This window comes from Peribacillus frigoritolerans (assembly GCF_030676415.1).
Classification (GTDB): Bacteria; Bacillota; Bacilli; order Bacillales; family DSM-1321; genus Peribacillus; species Peribacillus frigoritolerans_A.
This window is the reverse complement of record NZ_JAUUTW010000003.1, coordinates 46019-68906: the sequence shown is the minus strand read 5'-3', so window position 1 is coordinate 68906 and position 22888 is coordinate 46019. Positions and strand designations below refer to the sequence as shown.

At 40.4% G+C, this 22888-nt stretch carries 25 protein-coding genes and 1 riboswitch; of the genes, 9 read left to right on the top strand and 16 right to left on the bottom strand.

What is annotated here, in order from left to right; translation table 11 throughout:
• Positions 1-40 precede the first annotated feature (40 nt).
• From Q8G36_RS04060 to Q8G36_RS04010, 11 genes are all read right to left on the bottom strand, one after another.
• Entirely contained in the window at positions 41-424 is a 384-nt protein-coding gene (locus tag Q8G36_RS04060) for a hypothetical protein (protein WP_305159094.1), read from the bottom strand.
• Positions 425-448: 24 nt separating this feature from the next.
• Positions 449-724: a hypothetical protein gene (locus tag Q8G36_RS04055; RefSeq protein WP_305159093.1), complete on the bottom strand. Its 276-nt coding sequence runs from the start codon at positions 722-724 to the stop codon at positions 449-451.
• A 192-nt stretch (positions 725-916) separates the two neighbouring features.
• Positions 917-1156, bottom strand: coding sequence for a hypothetical protein (locus Q8G36_RS04050; protein ID WP_305159092.1), 240 nt, complete (start codon positions 1154-1156; stop codon positions 917-919).
• A gap of 210 nt (positions 1157-1366) precedes the next feature.
• The gene (locus Q8G36_RS04045; RefSeq protein WP_305159287.1) at positions 1367-1609 is read right to left on the bottom strand and encodes an ADP-ribosylglycohydrolase family protein; all 243 of its coding nucleotides are present in this window, start codon (positions 1607-1609) and stop codon (positions 1367-1369) included.
• A gap of 415 nt (positions 1610-2024) precedes the next feature.
• A complete protein-coding gene (locus Q8G36_RS04040; protein ID WP_305159091.1) occupies positions 2025-2267 on the bottom strand; it encodes an Imm59 family immunity protein in 243 nt (80 codons plus the stop codon).
• A gap of 475 nt (positions 2268-2742) precedes the next feature.
• Positions 2743-2955, bottom strand: coding sequence for a hypothetical protein (locus Q8G36_RS04035; RefSeq protein ID WP_305159090.1), 213 nt, complete (start codon positions 2953-2955; stop codon positions 2743-2745).
• Position 2956: 1 nt separating this feature from the next.
• Positions 2957-3376 (bottom strand): hypothetical protein, encoded by a 420-nt coding sequence (locus Q8G36_RS04030; RefSeq protein WP_057278525.1) that lies wholly within the window; start codon positions 3374-3376, stop codon positions 2957-2959.
• A complete protein-coding gene (locus tag Q8G36_RS04025; RefSeq protein WP_305159089.1) occupies positions 3376-5502 on the bottom strand; it encodes a ribonuclease YeeF family protein in 2127 nt (708 codons plus the stop codon). Before Q8G36_RS04025 ends, Q8G36_RS04030 begins: the two co-directional genes overlap by 1 nt.
• On the bottom strand, positions 5499-5786 hold the full coding sequence (locus Q8G36_RS04020) for a YwqI/YxiC family protein (protein ID WP_034306007.1): 288 nt from the start codon (positions 5784-5786) through the stop codon (positions 5499-5501). Before Q8G36_RS04020 ends, Q8G36_RS04025 begins: the two co-directional genes overlap by 4 nt.
• Positions 5786-6211, bottom strand: a complete 426-nt coding sequence (locus Q8G36_RS04015) for a YwqH-like family protein (RefSeq protein WP_305159088.1) — start codon at positions 6209-6211, stop codon at positions 5786-5788. Before Q8G36_RS04015 ends, Q8G36_RS04020 begins: the two co-directional genes overlap by 1 nt.
• Positions 6212-6456: 245 nt before the next feature.
• A complete protein-coding gene (locus Q8G36_RS04010) occupies positions 6457-7860 on the bottom strand; it encodes a M28 family peptidase (RefSeq protein ID WP_305159087.1) in 1404 nt (467 codons plus the stop codon).
• A gap of 271 nt (positions 7861-8131) precedes the next feature.
• Between Q8G36_RS04010 and Q8G36_RS04005 the strand changes: the two genes are divergently transcribed.
• Genes Q8G36_RS04005 through Q8G36_RS03995 form a run of 3 tightly spaced genes read left to right on the top strand, consistent with a single transcriptional unit; the run spans position 8132 to position 12344 of the window.
• Positions 8132-9280 carry an iron-containing alcohol dehydrogenase gene (locus Q8G36_RS04005; protein WP_305159086.1) on the top strand — a complete coding sequence of 383 codons (1149 nt, stop codon included), beginning with the start codon at positions 8132-8134 and terminating at the stop codon, positions 9278-9280.
• 12 nt (positions 9281-9292) lie between these two features.
• Positions 9293-10909 carry a sensor histidine kinase gene (locus Q8G36_RS04000; protein WP_305159085.1) on the top strand — a complete coding sequence of 539 codons (1617 nt, stop codon included), beginning with the start codon at positions 9293-9295 and terminating at the stop codon, positions 10907-10909.
• A gap of 4 nt (positions 10910-10913) precedes the next feature.
• Positions 10914-12344: a sigma-54-dependent transcriptional regulator gene (locus Q8G36_RS03995; protein ID WP_305159084.1), complete on the top strand. Its 1431-nt coding sequence runs from the start codon at positions 10914-10916 to the stop codon at positions 12342-12344.
• A gap of 42 nt (positions 12345-12386) precedes the next feature.
• Here Q8G36_RS03995 and adhP read toward each other — a convergent pair whose 3' ends face one another.
• Positions 12387-13400: an alcohol dehydrogenase AdhP gene (gene adhP, locus Q8G36_RS03990; RefSeq protein ID WP_305159286.1), complete on the bottom strand. Its 1014-nt coding sequence runs from the start codon at positions 13398-13400 to the stop codon at positions 12387-12389.
• 276 nt (positions 13401-13676) lie between these two features.
• Between adhP and Q8G36_RS03985 the strand changes: the two genes are divergently transcribed.
• Positions 13677-13973 (top strand): DUF3892 domain-containing protein, encoded by a 297-nt coding sequence (locus tag Q8G36_RS03985; protein ID WP_305159083.1) that lies wholly within the window; start codon positions 13677-13679, stop codon positions 13971-13973.
• 81 nt (positions 13974-14054) lie between these two features.
• On the opposite strand, the gene Q8G36_RS03980 is transcribed toward Q8G36_RS03985, so the two are convergent.
• Both Q8G36_RS03980 and Q8G36_RS03975 read right to left on the bottom strand, forming a co-directional pair.
• Positions 14055-14867 carry a hypothetical protein gene (locus Q8G36_RS03980; RefSeq protein ID WP_305159082.1) on the bottom strand — a complete coding sequence of 271 codons (813 nt, stop codon included), beginning with the start codon at positions 14865-14867 and terminating at the stop codon, positions 14055-14057.
• Positions 14868-15007: 140 nt separating this feature from the next.
• Complete coding sequence (locus tag Q8G36_RS03975) at positions 15008-15529, bottom strand: YbaK/EbsC family protein (protein WP_305159081.1); 522 nt, start codon at positions 15527-15529, stop codon at positions 15008-15010.
• 169 nt (positions 15530-15698) lie between these two features.
• Positions 15699-15743, top strand: a riboswitch (PreQ1 riboswitch).
• A 6-nt stretch (positions 15744-15749) separates the two neighbouring features.
• On the opposite strand from Q8G36_RS03975, the gene Q8G36_RS03970 reads away from it, so the two are divergent.
• The 3 genes from Q8G36_RS03970 to Q8G36_RS03960 all read left to right on the top strand — a co-directional run bounded on the left by Q8G36_RS03970 (position 15750) and on the right by Q8G36_RS03960 (position 18754).
• Positions 15750-16235, top strand: a complete 486-nt coding sequence (locus tag Q8G36_RS03970) for a QueT transporter family protein (RefSeq protein ID WP_063235761.1) — start codon at positions 15750-15752, stop codon at positions 16233-16235.
• A gap of 121 nt (positions 16236-16356) precedes the next feature.
• Positions 16357-17013 (top strand): TVP38/TMEM64 family protein, encoded by a 657-nt coding sequence (locus Q8G36_RS03965; protein ID WP_305159080.1) that lies wholly within the window; start codon positions 16357-16359, stop codon positions 17011-17013.
• A gap of 115 nt (positions 17014-17128) precedes the next feature.
• Positions 17129-18754 (top strand): PAS domain-containing sensor histidine kinase, encoded by a 1626-nt coding sequence (locus Q8G36_RS03960; RefSeq protein WP_305159079.1) that lies wholly within the window; start codon positions 17129-17131, stop codon positions 18752-18754.
• A gap of 88 nt (positions 18755-18842) precedes the next feature.
• Here Q8G36_RS03960 and Q8G36_RS03955 read toward each other — a convergent pair whose 3' ends face one another.
• Positions 18843-19280 (bottom strand): cadherin-like beta sandwich domain-containing protein, encoded by a 438-nt coding sequence (locus Q8G36_RS03955; RefSeq protein WP_305159078.1) that lies wholly within the window; start codon positions 19278-19280, stop codon positions 18843-18845.
• A gap of 157 nt (positions 19281-19437) precedes the next feature.
• Complete coding sequence (locus Q8G36_RS03950; protein WP_305159077.1) at positions 19438-20223, bottom strand: cadherin-like beta sandwich domain-containing protein; 786 nt, start codon at positions 20221-20223, stop codon at positions 19438-19440.
• A gap of 302 nt (positions 20224-20525) precedes the next feature.
• Between Q8G36_RS03950 and Q8G36_RS03945 the strand changes: the two genes are divergently transcribed.
• Both Q8G36_RS03945 and Q8G36_RS03940 read left to right on the top strand, forming a co-directional pair.
• The gene (locus Q8G36_RS03945; protein WP_305159076.1) at positions 20526-22160 is read left to right on the top strand and encodes a copper resistance CopC/CopD family protein; all 1635 of its coding nucleotides are present in this window, start codon (positions 20526-20528) and stop codon (positions 22158-22160) included.
• A gap of 18 nt (positions 22161-22178) precedes the next feature.
• Positions 22179-22841 carry a YcnI family protein gene (locus Q8G36_RS03940; protein ID WP_305159075.1) on the top strand — a complete coding sequence of 221 codons (663 nt, stop codon included), beginning with the start codon at positions 22179-22181 and terminating at the stop codon, positions 22839-22841.
• Positions 22842-22888: the final 47 nt, after the last annotated feature.

The following is a 22888-nucleotide window of genomic DNA, read 5'->3' as shown; positions in this document are numbered from 1 at the left end:
TAATCGCTTTTACTTTATGTAGGCGCTTTAAATCAGGAAATTAATCTAATGTATAGGGTTTCCTCTCCTCGATTATCTCCACTTCATCCCATTCAACAGATTTGGAGTACATATATTTATCTGTCCGTTCAAACCCCATCTTTTTAGCAAGCTCAGTGTTTGTTGTATCCAACAATACTTTTCCAGTTCTTCTTTCTTCAGATGCTGGAAACACCTCACCCTTATATATTGCCTTTGAATTTATCTTAAATAAATCTACCTCTTCTACAGAAACATTTTTTATATAAATATTTTCATCTAAATGCTTGAAACCTTGAGATAGATCAGCATATTTATTACTTATTAACCTTATAGACTTATCTTCCAGTAGACTAAAACTATACTCGCTACCATTATGCATTGCATACTTTCCTTTTCTTATCATAGGTTCCTCCATTTTCAAACTTTATCAAGTATTCAATAATTCTTTATTTAATTTTTCGGCTTTATGTAATTCTCCTAATAACAGTTTTTGATAGTCATTATAACTATCCATATAGGCCCTTACTCCACCAATAATATTTAATTCTCTTATATCTTCATTATTCTCCATTACATCCAATGCGTTCTTATATCTTATATATATTAGTTGTAACACGCCCCTTGTAATTTCATTATAATAATCATTTTCAAGATTATTTATCACAACTTTTATTTGATCGATTAACTGCTTTTTCTTATCCATTTCATCTTCCTATCTACTCGCCTATAAAGAAGACCCTTAACAAAACAGTTCCAAAGCTCATTAGAGGGTATAGTGCGATAAATATTAATCGTGTTTGAAATGAGGGAATTAATCTAATGAATAAGGTTTCCTCTCCTCGATTATCTCCACTTCATCCCATTCCACAGATTTGGAGTACATATATTTATCTGTTCATTCAAACCCCATCTTTTTAGCAAGTTCAGTGTTTGTTGTATCCAACAATACTTTTCCAGTTTTTCTTTCTTCAGATGCTGGAAACATCTCTCCCTTATATACAGCATAGGGATTAATAGAATATAATTCTTTAACTTCATTTACACCTACTATTTTCGTGTACATATTATTTTTGTAATAAGTAAAGCCATTGTCCATTTCATTTTTATCATTACTAATTAATTCAGTAGCTTCCACTGAATCAGATTATATGAATCTATACTCTTTCCCATTATAGATCGTATACTCACCTTTCTTATCATTTTCCCACTCATTATTTAATTTTCCATCATCAAAAATAAACTGCTTCGCTTCTCGTTTAACATAGCATAAACTGGAATCTCGACATAAAAAACCCCTATAAAGGATTTTTATAGGGGGGGGTTATATTTATATGGGTGATTTACATCAATCCCCATACTCTTCTTTAATTGCTTTATCTGCACAAAAACTATGGAATTGCTTGATTAATTCATCAATATCTTCTTTTCTTGTGATTTTCTCAAGCCATTCTTTAGGGATGTCGACCATTTTATAGTACATACCTGCCATTGTCCCTGTAATGGCACCTACTGTATCTGTATCATCCCCTAGATTCACTGCTTTTAAAACCACATCGCTAAACGAATCTGAATTTCCTAAGCACCAAATGGCTGCTTACAACGTATGAACGACATAACCATCTGACTGAATTTCTTCTTGTGGTAATGAAAAGAAATCTTCCTCAAAAATTCTTGAATAGGATTTCAGCTCTTTTTGGTATATATGATCTTTAACAAAATTCTCATCAAAAAGTTTTTTTGTTTGTCTTATTGCATCTTCAGGAGAATTATTATAATAAAGTCTAAGTAAAAACTCGACATAAAGCCCTTTTGATAATTAGGAATTTTTGTAATCAGACCACATCATACAATATACAATATCGAACTTTTAAGCATTTGAAGGTGCGGTAAAACAATTTTAAAAAAAATACGGGTTCCTTGGGTTATGTGTTTTAGGTTTGAAAGATGGTTTATTCGGCACTGGGTAACCTCATTTTAAACACATAATTACCTATTATATGAGACTAAAACAATATTTTTTCTAATCTTAATCTTTTTATAAAGTTTTCTAAAGCATCACTTTCATTATTGAATTTTGTAATAGAACCTGTAACCACACTAGCCCTTTCATCAGTTACATATACTATCCATTGATCACCATCAACTCTAATTCCTACCTCATTTTCTCTTTGTGGATGTTCATTAAACCAATTGTATCTTTTTAATTTCTCTTGCTCGATTATTTCTTTTGCTTCCTGTTGTGTCATTTGTTTATTCTCCTTTAATTTAAATAAATAGAAAAATATCTTTTTGAATTGGTTACTTAATTTCTTTTAACATCCCTAACCCCTCAAGCATTCTACAGGTAAAGGAAGTTCATATTGTATTCCACCTCCTGGTGACCCAAAACCTTCTGCAATTCCTCCTTACTTATCCGTTTAGGGATTTCTTTTTTACCGATTTCTTCACCTATATTTTTAAAATCATTTCGTATTCCCAAACTACCTGCTTACTATCATAGTTTTCATACAAAAATTACACTGTCAATTTCATCAAAAAACCTCGAATGGCTTTAGCCACTCAAGGTTTCATTTTATTCTAGCAAAATACGGTTTTCATTTTCGATAATCTTAACTCTGTTACCAAGCTTGCAATGGTTTTGGTGGTTTGGTTAAGTAGTCTGGTTTTCAAATCAACTGGTTTATCTCCAATAATTCTACTTTCCTATTTTCCCAATCGTTATCATATATAAAATTTGAAAATTCGATCCTCGTTACCCTTTTCGATAATTGAAGAATTTTGTCTTTCATCCACATCATACAATATCCAATTTCCATCTTCAAAGTAACAACCTGTTGAAAATGGTACATTAGTTTTTCTTCCAATAACGATATTGAGTTCTTGTAAATCTACACCTAACTCTTTTATTTTATTTTCATATTCATTTCGTTTCATTTTACCTTTGGAAATAAAGTATGCTTATTCCTGCATCACTGGATCTTGGATCATACCATTGAGTAATCTTACCCCATTCAAATACATTTTCAGACAATATTCCCTCAGGATACCCAATTTGCTCTGTAAGCCATTCGCCATGCTGAGATAGTTTTTCTTCATAGTCCCATTGGTTAATGGATGGATCATTTACTTTCAGATCAATCCCCCATATTAAATTATTTTTAAATGATAATCGGACATTAAAATATTTACTACCTAATTTAGGTGCTTTTAAAAACCTTAAAGATTCATTATGACTATCGAGGGTTATAGCTTTAAACTTACTTGAAGATTCTTTTGTTTTTATATCAACTAATTTACAGTTAGGAAAAATAAAAACACCATCTATTTCTAACTCTCCCTTTTTAAGATTACTCATCACTTAATCCCCCCTCCACTTTCTTCTAATAATTTTACAGCTTGTTTGATCTTTAACAATTCTTCTTCAGTTAATTTATAATTTTTCAATTTGATAACATTTGGATCCTCTGCTATCTCTACAAAAGTCTTACTGATAGTTTCGTATATGTACTTACCACTTTCATCTTTTTGTTGTAACAATGTTGGATTAAATTCTATTCCATTTCCTCTTAATTTTTGTTTAGTTACATCGTCCAGTACAGGATTTACTTTTCCTTCCCTAAGTAAATCTTCAAAATCCGGTGTGAATATTTGCTCTAAACCGCCTGATCCTAATTGAGGATTCGCATCTGTCATACCTCTAGCTGATGGTAAATCATCCATTAATTCGAATTTAATGACCTGAAATTTATAATCTCCCGTTCCATCATCAAATTCTCTAGGATTAACTTGAACACCTTGAAATAATTTTTTTGAATCTCCGTCTACACTGTCTAAAACCTCTTTTGTAAAACAATAACCAGTTGGTCTTGGATATCCAGCAAATAAGATTGTGCCTTTTTTCAAAATAATATCCTCATATGTATCTATACCAAAGTAAGGATGAGAACCTTGCCATAACCTTGCTCTCTGTGAAGGTTGAAGATTGGTCTTATTTTTTAAAGTAGCTTCCTCTATTACACTCCATTTTAAATTTTCCAGTTCTCTTATCGTGATATTCGGCTTAACTTCCTTTAAAACTTTTTCAACAACTTCTCCATCGAGCATTACCTTAGTTCCTATAGAATTTTGTTTCCTAATTACATACTTTAATACGTCTTCAACAGGTTTAGGATTTGGATGTTTCGCTATTTCCTTAGCATATTTTCTTACTACTTTATTTTCCTTTAATAAGTCAGTAGTTTGATAGAGTGCATTCTTAGCCTGTAAATGATCCACATACCTAGCCGCACCTGCCACACCGCCGATTCCAAGTGCCATTAACAGCCCGTTCTGGCGCTGTTCCTCGGTTAGCTGGTTGCCGAACATGTCTTTGCCTGTGGCCGCTTCACCGAGGCCGTTGGCTGCGAGGAGCCCGTATATCCCGTATTCGGTTTTCTGGAGGAGGCTAAAGCCTTTTGTCGTTTTATAGGCATCGAGCGCGTGGTTCGCTGCATTGAGTCCTTTGGCCGTTTTGTAGATGGCGCTGCCGCCTTTGATGGCCCGTCCGGCCCAGCCGACGACGGGGATGAATCCAGCGGCGGCCATGGCGCCGGCGGCGATTCGTTCGGCATCGGACAGCTTGCGGCCCGTTACTGGATCGACTCCGGTTGAGGCCCTGATTGAATCATAATATCCCGTGAATTCCCCTGTAAAGGTTTTTGTCGTATCCCAGGCTTTTTCGTACCATGGACGATCTTCGAGTTCTTTCATTTCCTGTTCGATTTTCCGGGCTTCTGCTTGTTCCTTTTTGAAGGTTTGATAGTCTTTCATCTGACCGGCGACTTCATCCTTTACTTGATAGACGTCACTGCTCTTGAATGCCGATTGGTTGAATGTCATCGGCGAAATGTTGCCGTCCTGCTTGGTGGCATCAAGCAAGGCACGGAAGAGGCCAACGGCCACGTTTTCCTGCCCGATGGACACATCATATTCCTCGACCAGTTGCCGGTCGACATTCTCGACCTTTGTCACGGTGTCATCCAGCCTGTGCCCGGCCAGCGTGATTTTTTCATTAAAGTCCTTTTGGTCGAACATATCAAGAGGCAGGATATCGTCAATGCTGTTCAGGATCCTTTGAAGGTCGTTCGCTTGTTGATCGACAAGCGACTTCGCTTGGTTGATGCCGTTTGAGACTTCCCCATCTAAAAAGGGGACCTCGACCACCGTATTTCCGGAGAGGTCCGCTTCTTCCAGACTGGCCGGTATGCCTTCCAAAAAACTGATCTGGGTCGTGAATAGTTCCATCCAGGCGTCCGCCACCTCGATTTGTGCTTCATAGAAGCTTTTGATGGCGGTAGCACCGGCTCCCTGGAACTCGTCATCCAGGCCGACGATGCCCTGAAATTCCTTTTTCAGGGCTGTGACTTCCTTCTTTAGTTCTTCATATTGCTTGGCGCGCGACTTGGTTGCGGCCGTCAATGTCTCGGCTTCATATATCTTCATCGCTGATACCCATGTGAAGACGTATGGGCGATGGCTTCATCCTGTTCTTTTAATAAGTCAATGTTGGCACGGGTATCTTCCACATTTTTCTGGACGATTTTGATATATTGCTCAAAGACCTTCTCCAGATTCGTTTCGCGATCGATCCATTTCGAGGTGAATTCCAATTTATTGTTGCCAAGCTCGCCTGCCGGCAAATTTCCAAGCGTGACTGTACCAAGTGCCGTCTTCACTTGATCGACTTGCTTCGTTACGGCAGGATGATTCAGTTTGATTGTCGTCATTAAAACAACCACCCTTTTAAATATGATATTTTGCTTTCCAATTGATCTATGACGGCTTCCCCTTTGCCTAAAAGAACATCCGCTTCATGTGCTATCGTACCTGCTGCACTCAGAGCCTTTTTCTCTATATTAAGCAGTGTGATTTTACCGTCGATTTTCTCTTGATAGTCGTCATAATCATCATGAATGATCGTTGACATTGCCTTGTATGCATCACTGCGGGCATCTTGAAAGTCTTCTGCCCGGTTTCCCGTCCAGCTTTTTGCCAAATCCGGATTTTTAATTTTAGCGATTTCCCCAAGACAAGCATTCTGTTCTTCTTTGATTTGTCTTTTTGCCTGCTCCAAGCGATTGATTTTTTCATTCACATCGGACATTTTACTGGAGAGGGCAGAGTGAATTTCACTCAATGAATTTGCATACACTTAAAAAATCACCTCAAACCTACTATTCTCATTATGTAGACTGTCATATTTTTCATAATTTTTATTATAAGGATTATAGTCTTAGAGTTAAATAGGGATAAATAAGCTATTTATGCTAGGTATTTAGGGAATTCATCCCACGCCCACCAATTTCAGATTAGACTTTTTACCCCTCGTTTTCCATTTTTAAACATAAAAAGAGAGTGCAGTCTGCACTCTCTTACTTCCATACTCATTTTACTGCATTATCTGAATTCCTTTTCAAATAAATGCGGAACTTTTACCTTTTTCCCTTTTTTATGAGTTGGATCAGGTTTTTTAGCTTCGATTTTAGCTTGGTCATAGACAGCGGTGCCGACAATTTCAGCAACATCCTGAAGCTTTTCTTTTGAGATTTTATCAATGGTATCATCAGGAGTGTGATACCAAGGTTCCGATGGACTGTGGATGAATAAAGCGGCGGGAATCCCAGCCTCAGCAAAGGATACATGGTCACTTCTCCCGCCTTGTCCATATGGAGTCGGCTCCCCATTAAGTCTTGTACTTGATGCCTGGGCCAGCTCGGTTACAAGGTTCATTTCTCCATCATTAGTCAAAATGACCAAATCTCCGGCATCCTTGCTTCCCACCATATCGAGATTGAAGTTGGCAATGGTCCGCTTGATATCATCATCATCAGAGAGGTTGGTCACATAATGCTGTGAACCTAGCAATCCATTTTCCTCTGCCCCAAAGGTGACGAAGCGAATTTCCGTATCTGTAGGAAGATTCTTCAGAACACGAGCAAGTTCAAGGGTGACGGATGTTCCTGATGCATCATCATTCGCTCCGGGTGCTCCTGCGACGGAATCATGATGTCCAGTAATATAAATGATATCGCTCTTTTTTGCTTTATTGTTCTTTGTTGCTTTTTTCGTTGCCACTACATTATAAGACGTCTTTTCTCCGGAATAGGCTCCTTCAATTTTTAATGATGCTGTCAATTTAGCTCCAGCATTCAATTTTTCCAGAAGGGCTTCTCCGTCCTTTTTGGTTATCGTGACAGATGGAATATACTTATCATTATCCTCTCCAAGTGTCCCGTTTAATTCCCCATCGGCATTATTGAACAGGATGACACCCGCTGCCCCTTTTTCTGCTGCATTCAATACTTTTTCTGCAAAAGTGAGGCTGCCTCTTTGTATAAGGGCAATCTTCCCAGCAACGTCGGTCTCCTCTAGCTCTTCTTTCGTTCCTAAACCGGCATATACCACTTCACCGGATAAATTCCCATTAACTGAATAGGTTAAATGGTTCGCTTGGATTTCCCCATCAAATCCGGCAACGGACAGTTCGACAAGATTTGGGTCTGTATAAGATAAAAAATTGAACTCTTCGATATCGGCTTTATAGCCATAAGATTTGAATTGCTTTTTGATGAATTGGACGGCATTATACTCAGAATCCGTACCGGCCACCCGAGGTGTTTGTGAGAGGTATTCAATATTCTTGTAGATTTTATCGGCATCGATTCTTTTAATGACTTGCTTGTCCGAGGATGGCGCAGATAGCACCGGAGATGAGTGTGGCGCTGCTAAAGCGGTGGTTGCCCCGGCTGTCCCGAGTGTCAATGCCGCGATTAAGCTAACCGATAGAAATTGTTTTTTCATAAATTGCCTCCCAGTTTAATAGTTTTCACCATAATTTTACAATCTATAGAGAATACTAACTAGGTAGGTTTATCCCAATTAACACATGTCTAAAGTAACAAATTTACAAATTAAAGAAATTAACAGGAGGTTTGACCTGCACTAAAAGTTCTATACCATCCGATATTTTGTCATATTATATAAAAATCCCTGGAATCTAAACAGGATTTTCGCTCTTTTTCGGGAAAATAATACAGAAGAGATAGAATTTTTACAGGGAGAAGGCGTAAAAATGTCGATAACTAAATTCGTGATGCCGGAAGTGATTTTTGGAAAAGGTTCGATTGAACAAGCTGGCGAGGCCTGCTTGCGGCTGGGTGCCAAAAAGGCACTGATAGTCAGCGACTCCGGGGTGGCCAATGCTGGCTGGCTGGATAAAGTCATTAAATCCTGCCAGGATGCAGGCCTTGCCTTTGCTACCTTCATTGAAATGACGACCAATCCGAAGGACAGGGAGATCGAAGCCGGCTGTTTGGCATTTAAAGAACAAGAATGTGATGCCATCATCGGTTTGGGTGGAGGCAGTGCTTTGGATGTCGCCAAAGGGGTAGCCCTTTTAGTAACGAATGGCGGTATCATCAGTGATTATGAAGGTGTTGATAAAGTCCACTCTCCCCTCCCGCCCATGGTGATGATCATGACCACTGCAGGATCGGGTTCGGAAGTATCTCAGTTTTCGGTGATTGTCGATTCATTCCGCGAGAAAAAAATGACGATCATTTCAAAATCACTCGTCCCCGATATTGCAATAGTCGACCCCGGTACCTTAACCACATTGGGACCGGATTTGACCGCAGCTACGGGAATGGATGTTTTAACCCACGCCATTGAATCCTATGTTTCAATCGCTGCGACACCTTTGACAGATGTACAAGCTAAAAACGCGCTTTCCATCGTATCCCGACACTTACGCCCCTCTGTTGCATCCAGGCATAATGAGGAAGCAAAAAAAGCGATGGCGATGGCGAGCCTGCAGGCTGGACTGGCTTTTTCCAATGCCATTTTGGGAGCTGCCCATGCCATTTCACATGCCATAGGCGGCAAGTACCTCCTTCCGCATGGTGAAATCAATGCGATACTCCTTCCCCATGTCATGGATTTCAATCGAATTGCCTCACCAAGGCGATTCAGCGAGATTGCCGACATCATGGGCATCGATACACGGGCATTGACGGAGCAGCAAGCAGGAATGGCAGCCATTCACTTCGTAAGGGAATTATCCCAGGATATAGGGGCTCCCAAGTGTTTAAGTGATGTCGGCATTACGAAAGAAATGATAGATCCCATTGGGATGACCGCTCTTGAGGATGCCTGCATGATCACAAATCCTCGTGATATGTCATTAGAACAGATAAATCAGCTGCTTCTTACAGCCCTATAAGAGGTGAAAAGCATGAACAAACTTGAAATGATAGATTTAATGACAGGTGTTAAATCTTCAAAGAAAACGTATTACACGGAACTTAAGAAAACCGTGGATCAGCTGAAGAAGAAGAATATGCAGCTTGAAATCATGAATGACATCACTAAAAATATGAATATGGACATCGACATCCAAGAGATTCTCCGAAATGTTATTGCAAAACTTAAGCAGCTCATTTCCTTCGATGACAGTCATTTTGTCATATTGTATGAGGAAGAACCTGCCCTGCTTCACATCTGCCCTAATGGTCACTGCGAACTTGAAATGAATCCCAAAAACTTGTTACACCCTTTTCAGGATTTCTCGTCCGCCTTGAAAGAAAAACAGCCCATTCAGGTGGAAGTTAAACGGTTACCGGACTTCCCGGAAAAGGAACGTCTATTATCCCTTGAGATCGAATCACTTCTATTAGTCCCTTTATACGGAAAAAGTAAAAAAATCGGAATTTGGACTTTTGGCAGGAAGAAAAAGAAAACATGGCATGAAGATGAACTCGAATTTCTTGAGCAACTATCCAATCAGCTTGCGTTAACTTTGGAGAATGCCCAGCTTTATAAGGAAGTTCTTCATTCCAAACAGGAGTGGGAGGATACATTCAAGGCAGTTGAAGATATGATCATCGTCTTTGATCACAAAGGAACAGTCTATCAATCCAATGATTCAGCCAGGGACTTTTCCGACCTGCCTTCATTAATTGAAAAATCCCAATCTCTGATTCAAGATACCTTTTCATTTAATAAGCCAGGGTTTCAGGAAATTCTCCTTCAGCATGATACCATCTTGGAAATGCATGCATACCCGATTCAGAATAAGGAGCATCAAGTATATGGGGTCATTGCTTATTATAAAAATGTCACCGAAAGAAGACAGATGGAAGTCCAGCTATTACATGCCGGTAAACTTGGGGCGATTGGTGAAATGGCAGCTGGGATTGCGCATGAATTGAATAGCCCATTAACGGCCATTCTTGGTAACTCGCAAATTTTATTACGGAAAACTCCACAGGACAATCCGGATCATATGCTATTAGACGATATTAAGATTTGCGGAGACCGATGCAGGCAAATAGTGAAAAGCCTGCTTACCTTTTCAAGGCAGGATGAGTATAGATTCCACTATTACTCTATTAACGAGGTCATTCACCAGGTTCTGAACCTTTTGAAGTTCCAACTTGGAAAGAAGCAAATCTCCCTCCATCTTACCCTTCAGGAGGACCTTCCTTTCATAAAGGGCAGCCAGCCGCAGATAGAACAGATCATCATCAACTTGCTATTGAATGCCAAGGACGCATTGGATGAGTCCGCCCAAACGGAAAAATCGATTGCGATCACTACCTATTCAGAAAACAATTTCATGGTGGTTCAGGTGACTGATAACGGAACGGGGATTGAAAAAGAACGCCTGCCCTTCATATTCCATCCCTTTCATACGACTAAAGACCGTGAAAAAGGTACAGGTTTGGGGCTGTCTGTAAGCCTTGGCATCGCCAAAGACCATGGTGGGAAGATCGACGTTTTGAGCACACCAGGACAAGGAAGCACTTTTTTCCTGAGGCTTCCCTTACAAGCAGAAGAGGAAAGGGGATGATAAGGTGGTTCATTTACTTGTGGTAGATGATGAGAAAGAGGTTGGGACTTTTCTATCCCGCCTTTTTACGATGAAAGGTTACCTCGTACAAGTTGTGAATAGCGGGAGGGAGTTTCATGAGATCGATTGGAATCAGCTGCGTTTTGATGTCGCAATGATAGACTTGAAGCTTCCGGATTGTGATGGCCTTTCCCTCCTGCAGCATCTAAAACAACTACAGCCGCGTTGCAAGGTACTGATCATGACTGGATATAGCACCGTCAAGACCGCTGTTGATGCAATGAAACTTGGCGCAAGTGATTATATGGAAAAACCTTTTGTGGATATTGAAGTACTGGAAAGGCAGATTGACAACCTATTGAATGAAAATGAAGCTTTGAATCAGCATTTCATCCATAAGCTAGCCGAGGATTCTGGACTCATAGTCGGTGAAAGTCCTTTCATGAAGAATTTGATTGAAATGGCTTTCAAGGTGGCCCAAAAATCAGTCAATGTATTAATCGAAGGAGAAACAGGAAGCGGTAAAGAAGTGCTTTCACGCTTCATCCACATAGCCAGCCCCCGAAACCATGAACCTTTTATCGGCATAAATTGTGGAGCAATCTCTGAATCCCTGCTTGAAAGCGAATTATTCGGTCATGAAAAGGGAGCTTTCACAGGAGCGACCCAGCTCCGAAAGGGTTTTTTCGAAATTGCAGGGAACGGTACGCTTTTCCTTGATGAAATTGCGGATGCGAGTCCCGCCATTCAAGTCAAATTGCTTCGAGTTTTGGAAACGCGGGAATTCATGCGGGTTGGCAGCAGCGGGACATTACGGACGAACGCCCGGTTAGTGGCAGCCTCCAATGAAAATCTGCAGCAGGCTGTGGACAAAAATAAATTCCGGGAAGACCTATTTTACCGACTTAACGTCGTGACTCTGGATATCCCGCCATTGAGGAACCGAAAAGAGGACATTCCCTTGCTTGTCCGTCACTTGATTGAGAGAAATGGTCATGGAGATATCTCTTTTTCCAAAGAAGCCATTGAAAAATTACAGCAATACAACTGGCCAGGCAACATACGCGAACTATCTAATGTGGTCATGCGCACACTAACTCTCGCAGACCATAAATCGGTAATAACCGCCAATGATATCTCTTTATCTAACAACCAGATCACCCCTGACAAAAATGTGTCCCTTAAAGAGATTCAGTCAACTGAAAACCTTCTTGAAGAGTGGCGAAAAAGGCTGGTGGCTGACTTTAATGAGAAGGATGAACTGATGCTTGAAGAAATCCTGACGGAAATCAAACAGCTTCAATCCACAATTGGAAAGGAGCTCGTCATGCAGGCACTGCAAAAAACCTACGGCAACCGGAATGAAGCAGCCAAACGCTTGCAGATATCCATAAGGAAATTACGCTATATATTAAATGAGAAGAACCAGACATAATTAATAGGAGGATGCCCCGTTCCAGGGCATCCTCCTCTGTTACTATTCTAGAGTCAATACGATGCGTCCGTTGATTTCTCCCCTTTCCATCATTGAAAACACATCATTGATTTCATCAAGTTTCCTCGTCTCTATATTCGTTCTGACTTTACCTTCAGCCGCAAATTGAACAGCTTCCTGTAAATCTTTTCTCGTCCCGACGATTGACCCTTTTACAGTTACCCCATTTAACACTGTATCAAAAATCGGGATTGGAAGTTCATCATTCGGCAACCCCACTACGACAAGTGTCCCGCCCCTCTTGACTGAACTGTAAGCCTGTTCGAATGCTTTTTTCGTAACCGCTACAGAAATGGATGCCTGCACACCGCCAACTTTATCCTTTATGGCCTGTACAGGATCAGTCTTAAGCCCATTAACCGTGTAATCCGCCCCCAGTTCCGTTGCCAAATCAAGCTTATCATCTTGAATATCTACAGCAATGACATTAAAGCCCATCGCTTTCGCGTATTGCAGGGCAACATGGCCCAAACCGCCAATTCCATAAATCGCTACCCAATCACCAGGTTTTGCTTCTGACACCTTAAGCGCTTTATAAGTCGTTACACCTGCACAGAAAATCGGTGAAATCTCCGCAAAGTCAAGCCCTTCTGGAACCTTCACCACATATTTGGCAGGTGCTTTACAATATTCCGCATACCCACCGTCCACGGAATAGCCTGCATTCAATTGATCCAAGCAAAGCGTTTCCCTTCCAGTCAGACAATATTCACAATCGCCACAGGCCGAATAAAGCCAGGGGATCCCAACACGGTCACCCACTTTCAAGGAAGTTACGCCTTCTGCCACCTTTTCTATAATGCCCACACCCTCATGTCCGGGGATAAGCGGAAGCTTAGGCTTTACCGGCCAATCACCATGTACCGCATGTAAATCGGTATGACACACGCCACAGGCTTTAATTTTCACTAATATCTCACCATATTCCAATTCTGGGATGGGTACTTCTTTAATCTCAAGTTTTTGGTTAAATTCATTGACGACCGCTGCTTTCATTGTCTTGACCTGTTGTTTTGCATTTACAGTGCTAGCCCCTTGTTTTACATTCATGATTCATATTCCTCCCTTAATCTAGTGGATATTATTTCTTGCTACCTACACACAAGATGCAAGTGCCATGCCACTGCAAAAAGGCCAAGGCAACAGCATTCACTTAAAAAAAGTGCCGAAAAATCGGCCCATTTGGACGAATTAACGGCCCAAGTTGGACGAAATCCGGTTTGTATATTGCAGAAAAAATAGCTCACCCTATAATTAGGAGGTGTCTAAAACATGGACCAATTTGAAAAAGCCTATGAATCATATAAACACCAGGGAACACCGCAAGCAAACCAACCTGATTCAGCAGGAAAAGAAGAAATCATCGCCGTAAGGAAAAATGAAGAGGACAATATCATCGCCATCAAGACGAACTCCGGCCGCGAACTCGACTACCCCACAGCCCTTTCGGAAGCCAAAGCAGGCAACCTGGCCAATGTTGACGTTTTTCATAAATATGGACGTGACATATTGCGGAGTGAACCCGATGGGATAAAGGAAAATAACCTGGATCAACTACCGGAGTTTTGATTTTTCGGGGAGACTGCCTGATATGGGCAGTTTTTTTCTGTCTGGATACGCTAAAAAGAACCAGCATGATTAGCCGGATCCCTATTTTTCATACTGATAGGATTCAGAGATTTCGAGCAGTCGGCCACAGGACTCGACAACCTCGATGATTTCCATCCATGACATGTCCAGACCCAGTTCATTAGCATGGGAAATCTTATCCCGTAATTTCCGGATGGCATTCGCATCCTTCTTCCCTTTACTTTTCGAAGGGATTTGGAAGAAGCACCTCAATTCTTTATCTTTATGGATGATATCGAATTTATCACTGATTTGCAGGCACTCTATTATATTGATATCCTCATTTTTATCGATTCTCCTCTTATATAATTCGGTTGCCTTTTCTAAACGGTCTTCGCTGATCATTGGATACCAGTTGCCATCGCCGAATCTATCAAGGATGATATCACTCATCCTCATTTCCAATAAGGTAATATATCCGAATATCAGCATCCTGATCGGAGGCTTTTGAAGGTCGGCATGGGTAATCAACTTTTTAATTGAATTATTCTCTAATACGAACACCCTTGTTTTATTCTTGAAAATATGGAGAAGCTGGATCAAAGGGGTTGAATCCGAAACCATTTCCCTTGGTGAAAAGTTTCTTAAATATTCAGAAATGCTCCCTTCACCTAATTCTCCCCTTTCGATATACCCGATGATTTCCCCTTGATCTTGCACGGCCAATATATCAAAATTCTTTTTTTCCAATTCATTCTGGATATCCACCGCCAGATCGTTTTTATGGCAAAACTCAAGTTCCTGGGCAATGCTCTTAACCGTTATATTTTCTTCATATAGAGTTTTAAGACTAAGATAGCTGCTATTACTTTTTCTTTGGCTTCCATTTAACATCTTTCAACCTCCGCTCAGGAACACTTTCTGCTCGATTTTCCGCTTTAATCATAGACCGATAAAATGCATGCGGTCCCCACAAATAAAGTCCACCCAAGTGGACTCAATCGCGTTCATGTGAATCTTTTTGGCACCATTAATCAAAAGTCATCAACTGCATTGACTACCGCCGTTTCCTCATTGCCCTTTTCTTCCCAACCCTTACAAACATCCACCCAATCCGTCGCACCTGAATATTCAAACAATTCAGCAAGTCTAAGTTCTATTGCAGAGTTCGCACTGCCGCATGCCGGGAACAATGACTCAAAGCGCTTCATCGATACATCAAGAAAAACAGCTAAATCGTTTGCCAGACCAAACGGGCAAACTCCTCCGATTGCATGGCCGGTCTGTGCAAGAACTTCTTCAGGTGAAAGCATTCTTGCCTTGAAACCGAACGTCTGACGAAATTTCTTATTATCCACTTTCGCGTCCCCTGCGGCAACAACCAAAATCGCGTGTTCACCTTCCCCCTTAAAGGAGAGAGTCTTAGCAATCCGCGCTGGGATAACACCGATGGTTTCCGCTGCCTCAATCACCGTAGCACTCGATGTTTCGAACTCCATTACGTCGCCTTCCCATTTCCATTGTTTAAAATGGCTTTTGACACTCTCGATCGACATATTATATTCACTCCTTTGAAGTACATATTGAAATAATATCATCCTTCATTGCAATAAATCAAAATCCTATTGGGCTAATACTCCTGCTAGGAAACTCATAAAGTAAAACCATTCTTTACAAATTGACGAAACAAGCTTACATAGGATACTATAAACCATCGGATAACGGCTAAACGTGGTTCGTAACCATCCCACGATAAAAAACTAGGGAGAGAGTAAAATGAATGTTCGTACACTCGTGATAAACGGGTTATTGGCTGCCTTGTATGTGGCGGTCTCATTGGTGTTTAAACCAATAGCTTTTGAGATGTTCCAATTTCGTGTACCGGAAATGTTGAATCATCTGATTGTATTCAATAAAAAGTATATCTACGGTATCGTTGGCGGAGTCTTCATATCGAATCTGCTCTTTTCGCCGATGGTGCCATATGATTTGATTTTTGGGGTGGGGCAATCTCTGCTCGCCTTATTGCTTGTCATTTTTGTTTCTCGTTTCATAAAAAGCATTAAAGGACGGATGATCGCCACGATTATCTTTTTCACGTTCACAATGTTTTTAATTGCAATTGAACTGAACCTTGCCTTTGGATTGCCATTCTGGCTAAGCTGGATGACCACGGCTGTCGGTGAGTTCGTTGTCCTCCTGATTGGCGCGCCAATCATTTATGGAATGAACAAAAGAATTCAGTTTGAAAAGTGGCTTTAAAGGAATCTTCGCGCCATTAACCCACTATAATGGAAAGGAGCTGTCTGCATGTTGCGGCAGCTCTTTTTTTCACCAATGAACTCGAAAATGATAAACTAATAGTAAGAATGGTGGTGGCCCTTTGAAAAAAGTCCTGACCATAATCGGTCTACTGGTAATCGCAATATTTATTTACTTTAATGCAGAGTTGTTCACTTTGGTTTGGAAAAGTGATCTAGATTCTGTTATTGGCATATTGAAGGAAAACCTTTTGCTTACATTTATTGTGACATTCGTATTGATGTTTGTACAAAATTCTTTTACAATCATCCCCTTAATTTTGCTCCTGACTATCAATGTCACGATATTCGGATTCATATATGGCTATCTATGGAGTTGGTTTACAAGTGTTGTTGCTTCAGGATTCATTTTTTATGCAGCAAGAAACTGGTTTCAGGAGCTTCTCTTAAAGAAGATTGGAAAAAGATGGCAAGAAACTGTTGTGGAGCATGGCTTCATGTACGTTTTTACAGGCAGGATATTCCCGCTTATCCCAACAAGCTTAATTAACTTGGCAGCTGGAGTCAGCACCGTCACTTTCAGGGATTTTTTAGTAGCGACGGCACTTGGCAACCTAATATACTTTTTCTTCCTATCAATGATTCCCTATGGACTGCTATCTGTTGAAATGAACCAATATACGCTAGCTGCACTCGCACTCCTCTTCTTACTATTCTTCATTATCTATAAGCGTGCAAAAAAGAAGAAGAAACCGACCTTCTTCAAAAAAAACAGGTGACCACATTGGCCCCTGTTTTTTTATTTAGGATTCTGCATATATTTTTTTCCGATAGTTTGTTAAAATGTGTATGTAATTTTACCTTTGAAATGTCTTAAAATCAGGGAGAATCTCCATGTCCAAACGCTCCATCTTAGCAATATATATCCTATCCGGGATTCTTACATTAGTCGTGTTCGACTATTTTTTAACTACAAATATCCATAACAAAGAGGTCTTCATTCAACTTCAAAGAGCGGAAGGCTTTGTTTTCCTTTTATCAATAGGCTTGATCTTATATCTTTATTTAGCTAAAAGGGAAGAATTCAAACAATTAAAAGAAGCGGAACAACGTCGGCGTACACTAATCAATTCAATGGTGGATTTCGTTAACTTCAAGGATGGTGATGGCCGATGGCTTGAATCCAATACCTTCGGGCTGCAATTATTTCAATTGGAACATGTAGATTATAAGGGGAAAAGAGACAGTGAGCTCGCAGAATACTCCGAATTTTATAAAGAGTCGTTGATCTACTGTGAAGTTTCCGATGAAGAAACGTGGGTAAAAGGGGAAATCACAAGGTGTGAGGAAAATATCCCACTTCCCGATGGCAATTACAAGACCTTTGATACGATTAAAGTACCCCTGTTCAATGAGGATGGTTCACGAAAAGGCTTAGTTGTCATTGGCAGGGATATTTCTGAAAGGGTTGTCGCAGAGAATCAATTATTCGATAGTGAACAACGCTATAAATCATTGTTTGAACACAACCCCTATCCGATGCTGATGCTTGATTTAAACGGAATGATCACGACCGTGAATCCAAGGTTTGAAACGGTAACAGGCTTTCAACAGGAAGAAATACATGGCGCCTCATTCATTAATTTGAATTTTTCAGCAGAAGACGCGGAATTGATCCGTACATCATGCCAATATGTCATGGAAAACCAAAAGGGGATCAAAAAAGGGAAAGATATAGAATTCCTGACGAAGTACGGGAAGTCCATCTTACTTTCTTGTACGTTTGTCCCGATGATGGTTGGCGAGGATTTAGTCGGAATCATTACTTATGCTAAAGAAGTCACTCAAATTCGAGAAACCGAAGCACGCTTAAGAAGAACCGAAAAATTATCGATAGTCGGCGAACTTGCCGCAAGTGTAGCCCACGAGGTACGAAATCCGTTGACTTCTTTAAAAGGTTTCGTCCAGCTGCTTAAAAAGAGCGACCATCCCTATGAACAATATTACACGATCATGTTAAGTGAATTGGACCGGATCAATCTTATTGTAAGCGAGTTACTCGTTCTGGCAAAACCACAGGAACTTCCATTCAGCAAACATCAAATCATCGACCTGATGAATGATGTCAAAACCTTGTTGAAACCAGAGGCGGACTCGTACCCCACCCAAATATCAATATCTGTCAAAAATGAAATACCGCTTCTATTATGTGAGGGAAACCAATTAAAACAAGTTTTCATAAACATGCTCAAGAATTCCATGGAGGCATCCGCCGACCACATTTGGATTGATTTCGAACGAATGAACAATAACCTTTCCATCACCATCAAAGATAATGGAAGCGGAATAGAAAAAAACCGCATAAAACATCTTGGAGAGCCTTTCTATTCTTCAAAAGAAAAAGGAACCGGATTAGGACTGACAGTCAGTTGCCGAATCATTGAGGCGCATCGGGGAAAGGTCCGCTTTAACAGTGAACTGAACCAAGGAACCGAGGTCCAAATCATTTTGCCCATATAAATATGAATTTCGAGGACAAGCCTGAACCTTGTCCTTTTTTTGCAGGATTCAAAACCATCCTATTTTAACAGGGAGGTGAAGAAATCCTTTATATTCCCAAAGAATGACACCGTCTCAACAGGTTGTTTCCCATTAATCTGGCCTCCTGAATCATTGGATGTTTCGCTCTCCGTATACCAGCTGTACTCGTTTGCGCTGCCTCAACTTCCACCTCTTTTGTTTTGACATCATCCACGGTTTCTTCCTCATCCATTTCAACATCCATGTCCTTTTCGAAAACAAGGACGTAAGTACGACGCTCCCCATCTTTTGAAACGGTAACGGAAATGGCCGTTTTCGCTTTATCCTTGATCTTCACTTTTGCAATGCTCGCACCGTCATATTCAATCGTTGCTCCGCTGGCATTTGTCGTTGCATACATTTCGATTGAAGAAATATCATTATCGACCTCGATATGATAGGTATGCTCATTAGATTCAAAAGGTTTGTTCCATACGCCGGATGATACCGTCAGACTGTTCAACACTGGTCCATTACTCAACAGAATCCGTTTTCACTTTTTGTGTTGAAATACTTTCAATTTGCTGTGCTATTGGTACTTCGCTGACACCACTGCTTGGTTTTTGATTATTGGAGGATTCCGCTGATGTTAAAGATGATTTATTCCCCTCATCTGAGGAAGGTTAAGCTTTACTTGTTCCTGATGAGGGCTCCTTTTGAACTTCACCCTCTTTAGGAGCATCTTTCGATTCGGTTTCCTTGGCTGCGGCACGCGTAATCGTAAGTGTATATGTTTTTTCTTCTCCATTTTCTGCTGTAACGATAATCTTCACCGTTGTCTTACCGACTGGAAGGGTAACCTTTACACCGGCACTGGTTGCATCCTTTCCATTCACCTTTACAATTGCCGTACTGTCACTCCATGTCGGAGTTACCGTAACGGACTGGACTTCATTTTCAACTGAAGCATTATAAGCTGTCACTTTAGAATCGAATGTTAATGAGCCTTTTGATAATCCAATCGATGTTAAAAGGTTATCATCACTTTCAAGTTTTTCGACCTTGAGAGTATAGGCAACCGTTTCATTTTCCCCATCGCTGACGGTGATTTCAAACGTATTCATGCCAGTTTGAAGAGTTAAATCCTTTGCTTTACCATCTTTCATTTTGACACCATTCACGTATATGACTGCATTCTCGTTAGGACTTGCTGCAAGCAAGGTGATCTTTTCCACATCATTCCCGACTGCTGAACGATAATCGTGTACATCTTCTGAAAATTTTTGCTCCAGTGCTATACCCTCTATTTCTAGCTTTGAAAGACTATTTACCGTTTGTGCCTCTTCCAGAATGACAGAAGTGCCTTCCGCAGCCCCTGTTTCGGGCATATAAGTGGATGTTCCCATCCCCACAAGGGAACCAACCAAGATCACCTTCACACTTTTTTCTTTTAATCCCCTCTTTATCAAAGCCTATCCCTCCTATAATTCCTGCAAACATGATAGAGTCAGGTTACTAAAGGAACCTTAATTATTTCTTAATGGGGTTTAAACCAATATGATGCCTATTGATGCTTTGGTGCAAAGTGGAATCCCCAACCAATATTTTGGCTATGATGGAGGAAGACTGGCCAATCTAAACTTATTGTTATCACTTTTTTAGCGAACCTCTTAAACTGCCTTTAGATAACTAATTTATTTTCACTGTTTTTTCACATTTTCCTTTTATAATAAGCTTACATAATCTGATGAAAGGATGATGGCACACCAAGATGAAAAAATATTTATGGCTGGTAGTCAGCCTATTCAGTTTGCTTTTATACCCGGCAATGGCTTCTGGTCATGCTACTGTAATAAGCTCTAATCCTAGCCCGAATGAAGCGATGGATACTCTTCCTGAAAAAATCAGCATTCAATTCAGCGAGAATATACAACCAGCCTTCCATTCGCTTGAGGTATTCAGCCAAGATGGGGACAAAATTCAAATTCAAGACAGTACAATCTCGGAACAAAGTGAAAAAATACTGGAAGCTAAGTGGAAGGACACTATCAATGAAGGGATTTACTACATTAAATGGAGAGTGGTTTCGAGTGATGGCCACCCCATTGAAGGAACAATTCCCTTTCAATTCGGAGAATCAGCTGGCCTTTCAGACCAAGAAAATTCCGAAGTGAATGCAAGTTTTCCGAATTCCATCCATGTTATCCTGCAAAGTCTCCAATACATATGCTTCGCTGCCCTAACCGGAATCCTTTTTTTCAGGTTATCGTTAATGAAGGATTCTCGACTTTTTAAAGCCAGCAGAAGAACCCGTCTATACCTATGGCTTTCATATGCAGGTTTAGCATTTTCCATTTTCTGCAGTCTGCCTTTAAAAGTTACGATCGATGCTGGCGTAGGTTGGACTGATGCATTTAAAGTGAGTTATATAAAAGAAGTATTGAATGCTACAAACTTTGGAACGGTCTGGATCATTGAAATTCTACTATTGCTCCTTCTATTTTTAGTAATTTATTTCATGCTCGAGAACTCTTTGAATAAATCACTACCTTTCATTTCTTTCATTATAATTGCCAGCTTGATGATTTGTAAGGCTTTCACTGGACATACAGCAGCCGTTCCTAATCAGGTTTTGGCCGTTTTGATGGATTTCCTTCATTTATTGTCCATGGCTTTATGGCTCGGCGGCCTTATGGCCTTATTGGTGATTTTGCCTGGGCTTGCCGATCGGCAGGCAGTCCAACAAGATAAGAAAACATTTTACTGGTCGATCATTTCAAGGTTTTCCAAATGGGCATTTCTGATTGTAATCATACTGAGTATTAGCGGGATATATAGCAGTTTACAGCATGTACCTACTATCCATTCATTGTTTAACACAACATATGGACAATTGTTACTAGCAAAAATCGGTCTCATGTTAGTCATGATCCTTTTAGGAGGCTTTCATTTTCTTAGAGGGAAAAAGCAAACCAAAAAACTTGGTTATAGTGTGGGAATGGAGTTTGGTTTAGGGATCGTCATACTTCTCGTTGCAGCTCTATTGACAAATGTCCAAACTGCCACGTCTTCTCCCGGGCCCATTGAAAAGACGTTACGGACTGAAGAAAATAATGAGGTTACATTAATGGTGACTCCCAATGAAGTCGGGGATAACCTGATTCAAGTAAATCTTTCCAAAGAAGGCAAGCCAATTGCTGAAATAGAGCAGCTTACAATCACTATGCAGCCATTAGATACGCCACGCGGTGAAATAAAGCTGCAGATGAAGGAGAAAAACACAGGTACATTTACATCAAAGTCTATATTAACCATGCCTGGAAAATGGAATATCCATGTTCACGTATTAACTGAAAGCCTGGATTCAATCAATGCTGATTTTATAATTTTCATAGGGAATTCATAACAGGAGGGATTTATACTAATGAAAAACATTTCAAAGCTACTTATTACCACATTTGCTGCATTTTTCATTTTTTCCGGATCGGCGTATGCACACGTTACAGTCAAGCCTAGTTCATCTGCACCTGAGGCGTGGGAAACTTATACAATTAAAGTACCCGTAGAAAAAGAAACTGCCACTACAAAGGTGACTTTAAAAGTACCTGAAGGGGTTACTTTTGAAAGCTATCAGCCTGTACCGGGTTGGAAAGTAACGACAGAAGGTGACAAAGATGGACATGTAAAAACGGTAACTTGGGCAGCAACTGATGAAGGAATAGCGGCTGGACAATTCCAGCAATTCTCTTTCGTAGCACAAAATCCTAAAGAAGAAATGATCGTTGCCTGGGATGCATTTCAATATTACGAAGATGGTGAAATTGTTGAATGGAGCGGTGATGAAGGCTCAGACCTCCCGCATTCCGTAACGGAAATTTCTGTAGCGCCCAAGGCTGATGCAGAACCTGCGGACCATGGTCACAAAGATGAAGCTAGCACTAATGATTCCACGACAACTGACAATTCAAAGGATGCAGCAACAACAGAAGATGACAGCAATCAAACGCTGATCATCACTCTGGCTGTCATTTCACTAATTCTGTCCATTGTAGCGCTTTTTGCAGCTCTAAGGAAAACTAAAAAATAATCATTATGGAAGGGTGCCCCAATTTCTTGAGGCACCTTTTTTCTCTT

What these genes read in the sequence shown, in the direction of transcription:
- Q8G36_RS04060 (WP_305159094.1), bottom strand. Translation starts at nt 424, where the DNA reads ATGATAAGAAAAGGAAAGTATGCAATGCATAATGGTAGCGAGTATAGT.
- Q8G36_RS04055 (WP_305159093.1), bottom strand. Translation starts at nt 724, where the DNA reads ATGGATAAGAAAAAGCAGTTAATCGATCAAATAAAAGTTGTGATAAAT.
- Q8G36_RS04040 (WP_305159091.1), bottom strand. Translation starts at nt 2,267, where the DNA reads ATGACACAACAGGAAGCAAAAGAAATAATCGAGCAAGAGAAATTAAAA.
- Q8G36_RS04035 (WP_305159090.1), bottom strand. Translation starts at nt 2,955, where the DNA reads ATGAAACGAAATGAATATGAAAATAAAATAAAAGAGTTAGGTGTAGAT.
- Q8G36_RS04030 (WP_057278525.1), bottom strand. Translation starts at nt 3,376, where the DNA reads ATGAGTAATCTTAAAAAGGGAGAGTTAGAAATAGATGGTGTTTTTATT.
- Q8G36_RS04025 (WP_305159089.1), bottom strand. Translation starts at nt 5,502, where the DNA reads ATGAAGATATATGAAGCCGAGACATTGACGGCCGCAACCAAGTCGCGC.
- Q8G36_RS04020 (WP_034306007.1), bottom strand. Translation starts at nt 5,786, where the DNA reads ATGACGACAATCAAACTGAATCATCCTGCCGTAACGAAGCAAGTCGAT.
- Q8G36_RS04010 (WP_305159087.1), bottom strand. Translation starts at nt 7,860, where the DNA reads ATGAAAAAACAATTTCTATCGGTTAGCTTAATCGCGGCATTGACACTC.
- Q8G36_RS04005 (WP_305159086.1), top strand. Translation starts at nt 8,132, where the DNA reads ATGTCGATAACTAAATTCGTGATGCCGGAAGTGATTTTTGGAAAAGGT.
- Q8G36_RS04000 (WP_305159085.1), top strand. Translation starts at nt 9,293, where the DNA reads ATGAACAAACTTGAAATGATAGATTTAATGACAGGTGTTAAATCTTCA.
- adhP (WP_305159286.1), bottom strand. Translation starts at nt 13,400, where the DNA reads ATGAAAGCAGCGGTCGTCAATGAATTTAACCAAAAACTTGAGATTAAA.
- Q8G36_RS03985 (WP_305159083.1), top strand. Translation starts at nt 13,677, where the DNA reads ATGGACCAATTTGAAAAAGCCTATGAATCATATAAACACCAGGGAACA.
- Q8G36_RS03980 (WP_305159082.1), bottom strand. Translation starts at nt 14,867, where the DNA reads ATGTTAAATGGAAGCCAAAGAAAAAGTAATAGCAGCTATCTTAGTCTT.
- Q8G36_RS03975 (WP_305159081.1), bottom strand. Translation starts at nt 15,529, where the DNA reads ATGTCGATCGAGAGTGTCAAAAGCCATTTTAAACAATGGAAATGGGAA.
- Q8G36_RS03970 (WP_063235761.1), top strand. Translation starts at nt 15,750, where the DNA reads ATGAATGTTCGTACACTCGTGATAAACGGGTTATTGGCTGCCTTGTAT.
- Q8G36_RS03960 (WP_305159079.1), top strand. Translation starts at nt 17,129, where the DNA reads ATGTCCAAACGCTCCATCTTAGCAATATATATCCTATCCGGGATTCTT.
- Q8G36_RS03945 (WP_305159076.1), top strand. Translation starts at nt 20,526, where the DNA reads ATGAAAAAATATTTATGGCTGGTAGTCAGCCTATTCAGTTTGCTTTTA.
- Q8G36_RS03940 (WP_305159075.1), top strand. Translation starts at nt 22,179, where the DNA reads ATGAAAAACATTTCAAAGCTACTTATTACCACATTTGCTGCATTTTTC.